General features: G+C 58.4%; 9 protein-coding genes. 3 read left to right on the forward strand and 6 right to left on the reverse strand.

Annotation, left to right across the window (positions count from 1 at the left end):
• Together ACRESJ_RS14400 and ACRESJ_RS14405 are read right to left on the reverse strand one after the other, a co-directional pair.
• Nucleotides 1-97 (reverse strand): hypothetical protein (locus tag ACRESJ_RS14400; RefSeq protein WP_431758489.1); only part of this gene is annotated, 97 nt, incomplete at its 3' end.
• A 133-nt stretch (nt 98-230) separates the two neighbouring features.
• A complete protein-coding gene (locus ACRESJ_RS14405; protein ID WP_431758490.1) occupies nt 231-3,989 on the reverse strand; it encodes a sensor domain-containing protein in 3,759 nt (1,252 codons plus the stop codon).
• A 374-nt stretch (nt 3,990-4,363) separates the two neighbouring features.
• On the opposite strand from ACRESJ_RS14405, the gene ettA reads away from it, so the two are divergent.
• Both ettA and gdhA read left to right on the forward strand, forming a co-directional pair.
• Complete coding sequence (gene ettA, locus ACRESJ_RS14410) at nt 4,364-6,028, forward strand: energy-dependent translational throttle protein EttA (RefSeq protein WP_431758483.1); 1,665 nt, start codon at nt 4,364-4,366, stop codon at nt 6,026-6,028.
• A gap of 301 nt (nt 6,029-6,329) precedes the next feature.
• Nucleotides 6,330-7,667, forward strand: a complete 1,338-nt coding sequence (gene gdhA, locus ACRESJ_RS14415; RefSeq protein ID WP_431758484.1) for an NADP-specific glutamate dehydrogenase — start codon at nt 6,330-6,332, stop codon at nt 7,665-7,667.
• Here the strand turns inward: gdhA and ACRESJ_RS14420 are convergent.
• The 4 genes from ACRESJ_RS14420 to ACRESJ_RS14435 form a co-directional block, all read right to left on the reverse strand.
• The gene (locus tag ACRESJ_RS14420; RefSeq protein WP_431758485.1) at nt 7,664-8,158 is read right to left on the reverse strand and encodes a GreA/GreB family elongation factor; all 495 of its coding nucleotides are present in this window, start codon (nt 8,156-8,158) and stop codon (nt 7,664-7,666) included. The genes gdhA and ACRESJ_RS14420 overlap by 4 nt on opposite strands.
• Before the next feature lie 70 nt (nt 8,159-8,228).
• On the reverse strand, nt 8,229-8,597 hold the full coding sequence (locus ACRESJ_RS14425; RefSeq protein WP_431758486.1) for a hypothetical protein: 369 nt from the start codon (nt 8,595-8,597) through the stop codon (nt 8,229-8,231).
• 172 nt (nt 8,598-8,769) lie between these two features.
• Entirely contained in the window at nt 8,770-10,623 is a 1,854-nt protein-coding gene (locus ACRESJ_RS14430; RefSeq protein ID WP_431758487.1) for a DUF4105 domain-containing protein, read from the reverse strand.
• 96 nt (nt 10,624-10,719) lie between these two features.
• On the reverse strand, nt 10,720-11,208 hold the full coding sequence (locus tag ACRESJ_RS14435) for a DUF3015 domain-containing protein (RefSeq protein ID WP_431758488.1): 489 nt from the start codon (nt 11,206-11,208) through the stop codon (nt 10,720-10,722).
• A gap of 281 nt (nt 11,209-11,489) precedes the next feature.
• On the opposite strand from ACRESJ_RS14435, the gene ACRESJ_RS14440 reads away from it, so the two are divergent.
• A partial coding sequence (locus ACRESJ_RS14440) for a hypothetical protein (protein WP_431758491.1) occupies nt 11,490-11,585 on the forward strand: 96 nt, incomplete at its 3' end.

Raw genomic sequence — 11,585 nt, forward strand, 5'->3', positions numbered from 1 at the left:
TCAGCTCAATGTGCTCTTCCTGGCGCTGAGCTTCTTGCTCCATGGCGGCAAAGAGATCGGCGTCGTACTTGGCAATAGTCAAATCACGGCTGAACATGGCGGTCCTCAAGGATCGGGGGCAGAAAAGGGGGGCATTCTACCCCAACGGGTTTTGGAAGGCATATGAAAGGACATCATGTCGCAGACAAGTGGGCTTCATGAGCGGACATGCGGTGTTCGGGATGGCCCTTTCAGTCAAAGACAAACAGCGCATCATTGCTGAACTGCACTTCAAATTTGTCGGCCGGCATCGGACGGCCAAACAGGTAGCCCTGAACCTCATCGCAACCGTGTTCACGCAGGAAATCCAACTGCTCCTGGGTCTCCACGCCCTCGGCGATCACGGCCAGGTTGAGGCTGTGGGCCATGGCGATGATCGCTCGGGCAATTTGTGCGTCCTGTTCACCCGACGGCAGGCCGTCGACGAAGGTACGGTCGATTTTCAGCACGTCGATCGGGAATTGCTTGAGATAGTTGAGCGACGAGTAACCGGTCCCGAAGTCATCGACCGCAATACTCAGGCCGAGATTTTTCAGGCCGTCGAGGATTTGCATGGCCTCGCTGACTTCGCGCATGAGGATACTTTCGGTCAGTTCCAGCTCCAGGCACGCTGGCGGCAGCCCAGTTTCCTTGAGGATGGTAGCGATCCGCGTGCCGAGCTGGCCGTCGGAGAATTGCCGAGCGGAAATGTTCACCGACACCTTCGGCACGCGCACCTTCGCCTGGTGCCAGCTCTTGAGTTGACGGCAGGCTTCGCGGATGACCCAGTCGCCTGCCTCCACCACCAGGCCGAGTTCCTCCAGCACCGGAATGAAGTCCCCTGGCGGCACGAGACCACGGCGTGGATGGCGCCAGCGCAGCAAGGCTTCGGCGCCCGTCAACCGTTTGCCATCGCCACTGAATTGAGGCTGGTAGAACAGCACGAATTCGTTCTGCTCCAGCGCGTGACGCAAGTCGCTTTCCAGTTCCAGGCGCTCCAGGGCACTGGCGTTCATGTCCGCCTGATAGAACTGGAAGTTGTTCTTGCCGCGCTCCTTGGCGTGGTACATCGCGGTGTCGGCGTTCTTCATCAACTGGCTGAGTTCGTTGCCATCCTGCGGACTCAAGGCGATGCCGATACTGGCCGTGACAAAAAACTCGCGGCCTTCGAGCACGAAAGGTTTCACCAGGCTGGCGAGGATCTGCTCGGCAACATGAATCGCCCGGTTCAAGGCGATTTCGCGATTGGCCCGAGGTTGCAGGAGCAAGGTGAATTCGTCGCCACCCATGCGCGCCACAGTGTCGTCATCGTCGACGCAACCGAGCAGGCGTGTCGCCATTTCCTTGAGCATGCGATCGCCCGCGGCATGTCCCAGGGAGTCGTTGATGGGTTTGAAGCGGTCAAGGTCGAGGAACATCAACACCACCCAGGATTTCTGCCGTTCGGCCGCTTGCAGCGCCGTGTGCAGTCGATCCTGGAATAGCGTGCGGTTGGGCAGGTGCGTCAGCGCGTCGTAATAGGCGAGGCGGTGAATGCGCTGCTCGCTGGCTTTGCGCTCACTGATGTCGCTGAAGAAACACACGTAGCTCGCCAGATCGCCTTCGTCGTCCAGCACTGCGGTGATGCCGACCCACGCCGGGTAGTGTTCACCATTGCGGCGTCGTAGCCAGACTTCGCCTTCCCAGGTGCTGTGCTGATTCAATTGCTTGAGCACATAACGCAAATGGGCTTCCTGCTCCTGGTCGACGGTCAGCATGTTCGGCAACTGGTCGAGTACTTGCTCGACGGCATAACCACTGACACGAGTGAACGCTTCGTTGGCCTGGACGATGTAGCCGGCCGGGTCGGTAATCAGGATCGCCGAAGTCGAGTGCTCAAATACCGTGGCGGCCATGCGCAGGTCTTTTTCGGCCCGACGTTGCTGGCTGATGTCGCGACCGACCCCCAGTACGCCTTCGAATGCGCCGTGCTCATCCCAGACCAGTATCAGCCGCAACTCGATCGGGATCTTGCGCCCATCGGCTCGCAGGCAGTCGAACAAGTACAACTGGGTCTGCACTTCGCTGCGTAACAGCGCCAGTTGGTCGGGCTGATCGAGTGCTTTGCTGACCCGTTCCATCAGGCTGTAGATGCCGGTCAGTTGCTGTGGGTTGGCAATGGTCGATTGCCAGCCGTTCTGGAGAATCCATTCAACGTCGTAGCCCAATACAGCCATTACCGAAGGGCTGACATAGTTAAGTGCCATTCGGCTGTCGGTGGAGACAATCACGTCGCTGATGCTTTCGGCGAGCATCCGGTAGCGCTGCTCACTGTCGCGCAGGGATTCGCTGGCTTCGATTTGTTCGGTAACGTCCTTGGCGACCCCGATGATGCGGGTCACCTGGTCATGTTTGTCCCGCGCCAGTGCCTGCTCGCGAATGTCGAAGCGACGCCATTCGCCGTCCCTGTGGCGGAAACGCAACTGGCACTGCATCAATTGGCTGTAACCGCCCTGTCGCTGAATCTGGCGCGAGCGATGGTAAAAATCGGCATCGTCGGGGTGCAGGAGGATTTCCCAGAAGTACTCGCCCATCTGCTGCAGTTCGGTGCGGTTGTAGCCCAGCGTCTGGCCCAGATGATGGTTGCTGAAGATCATTCGCTGGCTGATGACGTCCTGCACATACAAATGGTCCGGTACGGTTCGCACCACATCGGACCAGAATCCTTCGCGCTCCAGCAACGACAACTCGATGAGCTTGCGGCTCGTGATGTCGGTGATGCTCAGAATCACTGCTTTATAGTCGGTGAGATTTTCCGGAAGGCGCAGCACCAGCCACAGGTGCTGGTCGCGGCCAGTGGCGTCCAGGAGCTTGATTTCCAACTCAAGCCGTTTCTCCTGGTTGAGCACCGCTTCAAGCACCTGGTTGCCAATGGCGCTACCGTCCAGTGGGTTGCCGTCAATCAACACGTCCCAGACCTGCTGGGACGTGTTGACATTGAGTAGCTGCAGAGCAACCTGGTTGACCTCGGTAATCCGCAGTTCCTGCAGCAATTGCCGACGCTGTCCCGGTATCGCCAGCCACGCTTTCAGTTGCTCGTTGCCGTGCAGTCGGGCCTTGTCGAGGACGCTCCTGAGGTTACTCATGTCGAGCACGCAAAGTGCTACGCCAGTACCTTCGAAAATCTCCTGGTAGCGGCGACGGCCTTCATGCAGCTGGCGCTGGCGTCGGCGCATGTTCAGCAAAACGATGAACGGCAGCAGGGAAAAGGCCAGCCCCAACAGGCATTTGCCAATGAAGGCAGGCAGCAGTTCCTCGAGTACGCGCTGTCGATCGAACAATCCACGCAGTTGCCAGTCGCTGCTGCTCAGTGGAACAGTCAGCACGCTGTTGGCCACATCGTCCTCGGTCAACGTACCCCGATTGACCAGCGGCAGTGCTTCATCACGACTGATGATCTGGTGATTGAAGCGGTTTTCCACCAGCCACAGCGGCCGGTTGCCGTCTTCATTGGATTTGGTCAGGGATGAGAAAAATGTCGGCTTGAGGCGCAAGGCCCAGTAGCCACGGGTGCTGCCGCTGGCCTGATGCAGCAGAAGGTACACCACCGAGCCGTCGATAACGTTGCTGAAGTAATGAGGCTGGGCATGGCTGCGCCGGACCAGTTCGCCCAGATAGTTGGCATCTTCGCTGTGGATCGCGCTGTCATTGAGGATCTTGCCAGAGGGGCTGAGCAAGGCAAGGCTGACCACGTCGGGCAAGGATTTTTGCAGCTTGCGCAGCAAATCCTGTAGTTCGTCAGCAGTTTGTGGCTGTTCGACGATTGGCAGCAGGTTAAGGGCGATCTGGGCGTTGAGCGCCATGTTCAGGCTGACTTGCGTGGCCAGGTCGGCGGTGTAGTCGATGGTGTATTGACGCTGGTTTTTCTGGGTTTCGCGCAACTGATCCAATAGCTGCCAGAACATCAGGGCGAGCACCATCAGCACCAGCATCGCCAGCGCGCCTTTGAGTGTGCCGCGCAGGGGCGAAGCGGGTGCCGCTGTCGGTGCACTGGTGATCAGGGACGGAGGGACATTGGTCAAACTGAAATCCTGCGGTTTGGCTGCACTGGCGCGACGCGCACTATAAGCCGGACGCCCGAAGGGCGGCTAGCATGCCTTGAGTTGTGGCAAAGTGCCAGCCCTGCTCGGCTGGACGGCCATCTGTCATTGAGGTAGCTTTGCCGGTTACGCGGGAGCGTTCCAGCTCCTAGAATCAGACTTTTCAGCGCGCCCGTATCGTTCGCTTTCATTCGGGCGACGCGCACGGTCTGGCCAGGCATCGTCTGCGCTCTATTCATTCATCAGTCACTGACCCAAGGTTCTCCATGGCTCAATACGTATTCACCATGCATCGGCTGGGAAAAGTTGTTCCGCCGAAGCGGGAAATCCTCAAAAACATCTCCCTGTCCTTCTTCCCTGGCGCCAAGATCGGCGTGCTCGGCCTCAACGGTTCGGGTAAATCCACGCTGCTGAAAATCATGGCCGGCGTTGATACCGAGTTCGACGGTGAAGCCCGTCCGATGCCGGACCTGAACATCGGTTATCTGCCGCAAGAGCCACAACTTGATCCGACCAAGACCGTGCGTGAAGTGGTCGAGGAAGCGGTCAGCGTGATCAAGGACGCCCAGGCGCGCCTGGACGAGGTCTACGCGGCTTACGCCGACCCGGACGCCGACTTCGACAAACTGGCGGCCGAACAGGCCAAACTCGAAGCCATCCTGCAGGCCAGCGATGGTCACAACCTGGAGCGTCAGCTGGAAGTCGCCGCCGATGCACTGCGTCTGCCGGCGTGGGATGCCAAGGTCGAATTCCTTTCGGGTGGCGAAAAGCGTCGTGTGGCCCTGTGCCGTCTGCTGCTGTCCGCTCCGGACATGCTGCTGCTCGACGAACCGACCAACCACCTGGACGCCGATTCAGTAGCCTGGCTGGAGCACTTCCTGCACGACTTCCCGGGTACCGTGGTAGCGATCACGCACGACCGTTACTTCCTGGACAACGTCGCTGGCTGGATTCTGGAACTCGACCGCGGCGCCGGTATTCCTTACGAGGGCAACTATTCGGGTTGGCTGGAAGCCAAGTCCGATCGTCTGGCTGCCGAATCCAAGCAGCAGTCGGCCCACGAAAAAGCCATGAAAGAAGAACTGGAATGGGTGCGCAAAGGCGCCAAGGCCCGCCAGTCCAAATCCAAGGCTCGTCTGCAACGCTTTGAAGAAATGCAATCGCAGGAATTCCAGAAGCGCAGCGAAACCAACGAGATCTACATCCCGGCCGGTCCACGCCTAGGTGACAAGGTCATCGAATTCAAGGACGTCACCAAGGGCTATGGCGATCGCGTGCTGATCGACAACTTGTCGTTCTCCATGCCAAAAGGCGCCATCGTCGGCGTAATTGGCGGTAACGGTGCCGGTAAGTCGACCCTGTTCCGCATGCTGATGGGCAAGGAAACGCCGGACTCCGGCTCCATCGAAGTCGGCGAAACCGTGCAACTGGCCTGTGTGGATCAGAGCCGCGAAGACCTGGACGGCAGCAAAACCGTGTTCCAGCAAATCTCCGATGGTTCCGACCAGATCCGTATCGGTAACTACGAGATTCCGTCGCGTACCTACGTTGGTCGCTTTAACTTCAAGGGCGGCGATCAGCAGAAGTTCGTCAAGGACCTGTCGGGTGGTGAGCGTGGTCGCTTGCACCTGGCATTGACCCTGAAGGAGGGCGGCAACGTCCTGCTGCTCGACGAACCGTCCAACGACCTCGACGTTGAAACCCTGCGTTCCCTGGAAGAAGCCCTGCTGGACTTCCCGGGCGCTGCCATTGTGATCTCCCACGATCGGTGGTTCCTTGACCGCGTCGCGACTCACATCCTGGCGTACGAAGACGACTCGCAAGCAGTGTTCTTCGAAGGTAACTACACCGAGTACGAAGCCGATCGCAAAAAGCGTCTTGGCGAAGCGGCTGCCCAGCCGCATCGTGTACGGCACAAAAAGCTGGCCTGATTTGGGGTTGGTTGCATGAAAGAGAACGGAGCCTTCGGGCTCCGTTTTTTTTCGCGTTTTTTCAGTGACACCTTGGTGAATTCATCGCTGGCTTGCCCGCGATGGCGGTGTAATGAATGGTGCATGCTCTGAATTGTGAATCCCTTTTCTGGTGCGCAAACCTTTAGAAATGCAGTTAATTTATATCCTGTGCACCATTTAATTTCATAAAGGCGACATTCTGCTCTGTTCTTGTGCGCGGCTCGTTTGTTAAAGTCCGGCTCAAATTCTTCCAACGACAACAAATTCCCGAGACTTTTCCATGATCGAATCCGTCGACTCCTTCCTTGCGCGCCTGAAAAAGCGCGACCCGGATCAACCCGAATTCCACCAGGCCGTCGAAGAGGTCCTTCGCAGCCTGTGGCCGTTTCTTGAGGCCAATCCGCACTATCTGACTTCCGGCATTCTGGAGCGCATCTGCGAGCCGGAGCGGGCGGTCGTGTTTCGGGTCTCGTGGGTCGACGATCATGGCAAGGTGCAGGTCAATCGCGGTTTCCGGATCCAGATGAACAGCGCCATTGGTCCGTACAAGGGCGGTTTGCGCTTCCATCCTTCGGTCAACTTGGGTGTTTTGAAATTCCTCGCCTTCGAGCAAACCTTCAAGAACTCGCTGACATCGTTGCCGATGGGCGGTGGCAAAGGCGGTTCGGACTTCGATCCAAAAGGCAAAAGCGATGCGGAAGTCATGCGTTTCTGCCAGGCCTTCATGAGCGAGTTGTACCGTCATATTGGCGCGGACGTTGACGTCCCGGCCGGTGATATTGGCGTCGGCGCCCGCGAGATTGGCTTCCTGTTTGGTCAATACAAGCGTCTGAGCAACCAGTTCACCAGCGTGTTGACCGGCAAAGGCCCGAGTTACGGCGGCAGCCTGATTCGCCCGGAAGCCACCGGTTTCGGCTGCGTGTACTTCGCCGAGGAAATGCTCAAACGCCGTGGTGAAACCGTCGAAGGCAAGCGAGTAGCGATCTCCGGCTCCGGCAACGTCGCGCAATACGCCGCACGCAAGGTCATGGACCTGGGCGGCAAAGTGATCTCGCTGTCCGATTCCGAAGGCACGCTTTACTGCGAAAGCGGTTTGACCGAGGAGCAATGGCAAGCGGTGCTGGAACTGAAAAATATCCAGCGCGGACGCATCAGCGAGCTGGCGGGTCGCTTTGGCCTGGAATTCCTGGCTGGCCAGCATCCATGGGGCCTGAGCTGCGACATCGCCTTGCCGTGCGCCACGCAAAACGAGCTGGATGCCGAGGCTGCGCGCAGCTTGCTGCGCAACGGCTGCATCTGTGTGGCGGAAGGGGCGAACATGCCAACGACGCTGGAAGCGGTGGACCTGTTTATCGAAGCTCGCATTCTGTTTGCGCCGGGCAAGGCGTCCAACGCCGGTGGCGTTGCAGTGAGCGGCCTGGAAATGTCTCAGAACGCCATGCGCCTTCTGTGGACAGGCGGTGAAGTGGACAGCAAGCTGCACGCGATCATGCAGTCGATCCACCACGCCTGTGTGCATTACGGTGAAGAAGACGGTCAGGTCAACTACGTCAAAGGCGCGAACATCGCCGGCTTCGTCAAAGTCGCCGACGCCATGCTGGCGCAAGGCGTGGTTTAAGCCGCTTCGATCCGGATCACTTCGATCATTTGATCCCCGGCCGGGCGTTGCCACAGTACCTCGTCACCGAGTTGCGCCCCAAGCAACGCCCGACCAAGCGGCGAGCCCCAGTTGATCAGGCCATGGGCGGCATCGGCCTGATCTTCGCCCACCAGTTGCACCCGACGCTCAGTGTCATTTTCGTCGGCATAGGTCACCCAACTGCCGATCTGCACTTTTTCGGTTGAGGTGGCGATGGGGACCACCTGAGCACTGCCCAGCCGCTGCTTGTAGTAGCGCAAATCGCGGTCAAGGTCGGCCAGGCGTTGTTTGTCAGCCTGCTCGCCGCGTGCGGATTGTTCACTGAGCTGCGCTTGCAACTCGGTGACTTTGTTCTGCAACAGGCTCAAACCTTCTGGCGTGACGTAATTGGGTTGCGCGCTGATCTGACGCTCGACCGGCTGATCGGCTTGCGCGGCAGCGTTATCTTCGTTGACGAATGCCCGGCTCATGGTTTTCTCCCGATATAGGGTTTGGGCCATGCTTGCAGGCTTTTAGTTTCGATCGATGTCCATTCGCGACCTATGGCGAGTGATAGGCCCGGGCTGTGTCCTGATCCTTTTGCTGTTGCCAGGCTTTTTCGCGCTCGTCGCCACGCTCGTAGCCATGGCTGTTGTGATAGTCCATGCGGTCCTGGTTTTCGCGCATGGCCTGGCACTGGCGAAAACCATCGCTCCAGCCTTCGGCGTAGTTGTTGTCTTTCAGGTAGCGGGGGACGTTTTTACGAAACTCGCCAGTGATGGCGCCAGCGGCTTGGCGACCACTGCTGCAACCGTCATCGAAACCATCGGCAAAGGCCGGTGGATAACCTTTGGCGATCAGGTCGTCGTGGGTTGATTGGCAACCTGCGATCAACAGCAACAAACCCAACACACCTGCGCAACGCCACATCTCCGACTCCCGGACCGATCAATGGCCTATAGGGAAAGTCTAGGTGTGGGTTTGTCAGCGGCATGTGAAAGAAAGATCAAAAGATCGCAGCCTGCGGCAGCGCCTACATTGGCCCATGTATATCGGTCCCCCTGTAGGCGCTGCCGCAGGCTGCGATCTTTTGCTTTTCAATTCAATAGTGATACCACTTCACCTCAAGCATCACTTCGTTCTCCGGCGTGGCCAAGTGGCTGAATTCACGCTGTGCACTGAGGCGCAACCCCAGATTGCGTGACAGTTCCCATTGCTGATTCAAGCTGATCGAACGCCGCACTTCGCCATTGGTGAAAAAATCACCTTTGGTTTCCAGGCTCAAATTACCCAGCGGATTTCTCCACAGCAGCCCCGTGTTGAAACCCGCTGCGGGGGCGATGAACGCGGCGAAGTCATTATTGTGCTCCACGCGCACAGTGCCCAAGGCGAAACCGAGGAGGTCGTCGGCCAGCTGCCAGGTGCCGCCGCCACCGCCATTGACGTGGCTGACCAGGTTTTCATCGTCATGTTTGCCCGGCACGCGCTCAAGACCGCCGGTGACCTGCCACGACCACGGTTGCAGCAACTCGTTACGCGGAGTCAGGGAGCGAATGGTTGCCAGGTCCAGTTGCTGCACCTGCCAGTCATTGCCTTCGTACTGGCGCAGTTTCAGTTGCAGGATTTCGATTTGCGCGCCGAGCGGGAAGCTCTCGGCGTTGTCGTTGAGGTCGTGATAAGCCATGCGCAGGCCATATTCGCCGAAAGCGCGGTCGCCACGAGTACCAAGGCCGGCCTGCCAGGTGCGGGATTGATGGCCATCCTCGGGCAGACCAGGCTTTGGAATGTCCAGTTCCGGCGCCGGGTTCTGGTTGATCGCCCGCAGCAGCTCGAAACTGCGCTGGGCGCGCGCCGGATCACGCTCCTGACCGTTGGCGCGATAGCGTTCCAGACGGTAGGCCGCATCGATGATCAGTGCCTGGCGATCACGGGGCTGCGCCTTGAATTGCGGGGTTTGCAGTTGCTGCTGGTCGGCGCTGACTTTCAGCACCCACTGTTGTTCTTCATCTGACAGGGATTCGGCACGGCTCAATAATTCACGTTCGCGGGACGGCCGGTATTGGATGGACTCCACCAGGCCGGCATCTTTCACGGCTTTGACGGTATCGGTCGGGATGGCGGTCAAAGGGAATTGCTCGGTCAGGCGCAGGCTCGGGCGCGCCACTTGCAGCAGTTCCAACAGGCGATAGGAGCAGTTTTCGTCGAAGAAGAAGTAGTCGAATTTGATCTGCTTCAGCTCCCAGACATGCTCGACCATGCGCGCGGTTTCTTGCTGGGTCAGGTTCAGCCGGTACTCCCACAAATCGCGGTTTTCAAGGCTGCGGTACTCCGAGAGTTTTTCCTGATAGGGCACCAGTGCAAACAGCCCCGGATACCCCCCCATCAAACCTTTCCAGGCATAGAGGATGCTGTTGTCCGAGCCTTCGATGTAGGCGCCGAAGTTGATCGCGTAACTGAGCAGCGATGTCTTGTCGCTCTGAACATCTGCCTGATCAATGCGCAGCAAGGTATGACCGAACATGGAGGACGGACTGTTCAAATAAGCCGCCGGAAAGATCATCACCGCGCTGTGGGGCGAAACATCCTTGAACCATTGCTTGAAATCGGCGCAGTCCAGTGCCGGCAGGTCGGTCAGATTGAGCTGCGCTTTCAACCAGCGAGTACGGGCAGGGTAAACGCATTGTGCGTGCTGCTCGCCGGCGCTGGCCGGCGCATACAGTGCTTGCACGGTGGCCGCCAGTTCACGGTCCGGGTGTTCGTTGCCATCGGCGGCGAGAAAGAATTTCGGATCGCTGACATAGCTGCGCCAGCCGCCGAGCTTGGCGGTTTCGTAATGGCCCAGGGAAATCCAGAAAGGGTCGTTGGCCAGTTGCTGCAAACGTTGATTGTCGATAAGTGGCGCGGCGGACAGCGGGGCGCAGACACTGAGCGCCAGCCAGGCAAGGCGTTTGAGCATAGTCGGCAACTTGAACAAGAAAAAACAAAGACCCAAAGAAGGGACAGGTCCAAAAAATAAACGCCCACTCCTGGAAGGGAAGCGGGCGGGTCGAGCTTAAGCCTCAGTGGCGTACTTGGCCAGACGAGGGTCGCTCTTGAGAACGGCCAGGGTGTTGGTATGCACATCTTCGGCAGTCACGTCAGCCTTGCTGAAGATCTGCTGGAAGTGCTCGTGAGTGACGGCAGCGAAGTGCGCACGGTCTTGCGGCGCCACGCCCAGTACCACGGCATAAGTGGTCAGTGCTTCACCCTGACCTTTAGCCATGTCTTCGGACAGCTCGTTCATCATGCCATTCATGGCAAACCAGGATTTGCCGCCATAGGTCAGCGACGCATTGGTGGCGCAACCGTTGGTGCCGGAAGTCATACCGAAGGTTGCGTTACCGGAAGTGCCGTTGGTGGTGGATGCCAGGAAGTGAGCCGGGGTGCCACGCTGACCTTCGAACAGCATGTTGCCCCAACCGCAATCCGGGCCGCCTGGCGCCTGCGCCATGGCGTTGATGGATACAGCGGTGAAGAGAGTACCGAGAAGAATCCGTTTCATAGCTTTATTCTCTTTATGTGCGTACCAATGGACAAGGGGGTCTGTCGCCGTTCTGGCGCCAGTTGGGCCGGTTATTAGTCCAGCCGCGCAGTTTGGAGTTTAGGCACGATCACGCAGTTCCGTTATTTTTTGCAAAACATTCGAGGAAAACAGTGATTTGGCGCACGTCTGCCGGGCTAATACGACTTGTCTATGCTTTGGCCTGCGGCGCTCCTTGCCAGTCAGGTACAGGCAGCGCCAGAATGCCGCTATCTGCCCCGCCTGATTGTTAAGGAAGCCCGATGCCTGATCCTGTTGCTGCCAGCTTGCGTCTAGCGCCCGAAGCGCTGACCCGTCCGTTTTCCGCTGAACAGTTCAGCTTCTCTACCACCAATGAT

The organism is Pseudomonas sp. (genome assembly GCF_050739655.1).
Taxonomy (GTDB): Bacteria; Pseudomonadota; Gammaproteobacteria; order Pseudomonadales; family Pseudomonadaceae; genus Aquipseudomonas.

Excerpts from the sequence above, each read along its gene's own strand:
- ACRESJ_RS14405 (WP_431758490.1), bottom strand. The coding sequence starts at position 3,989 with ATGCTGGTGCTGATGGTGCTCGCCCTGATGTTCTGGCAGCTATTGGAT.
- ettA (WP_431758483.1), top strand. The coding sequence starts at position 4,364 with ATGGCTCAATACGTATTCACCATGCATCGGCTGGGAAAAGTTGTTCCG.
- gdhA (WP_431758484.1), top strand. The coding sequence starts at position 6,330 with ATGATCGAATCCGTCGACTCCTTCCTTGCGCGCCTGAAAAAGCGCGAC.
- ACRESJ_RS14420 (WP_431758485.1), bottom strand. The coding sequence starts at position 8,158 with ATGAGCCGGGCATTCGTCAACGAAGATAACGCTGCCGCGCAAGCCGAT.
- ACRESJ_RS14425 (WP_431758486.1), bottom strand. The coding sequence starts at position 8,597 with ATGTGGCGTTGCGCAGGTGTGTTGGGTTTGTTGCTGTTGATCGCAGGT.
- ACRESJ_RS14430 (WP_431758487.1), bottom strand. The coding sequence starts at position 10,623 with ATGCTCAAACGCCTTGCCTGGCTGGCGCTCAGTGTCTGCGCCCCGCTG.
- ACRESJ_RS14435 (WP_431758488.1), bottom strand. The coding sequence starts at position 11,208 with ATGAAACGGATTCTTCTCGGTACTCTCTTCACCGCTGTATCCATCAAC.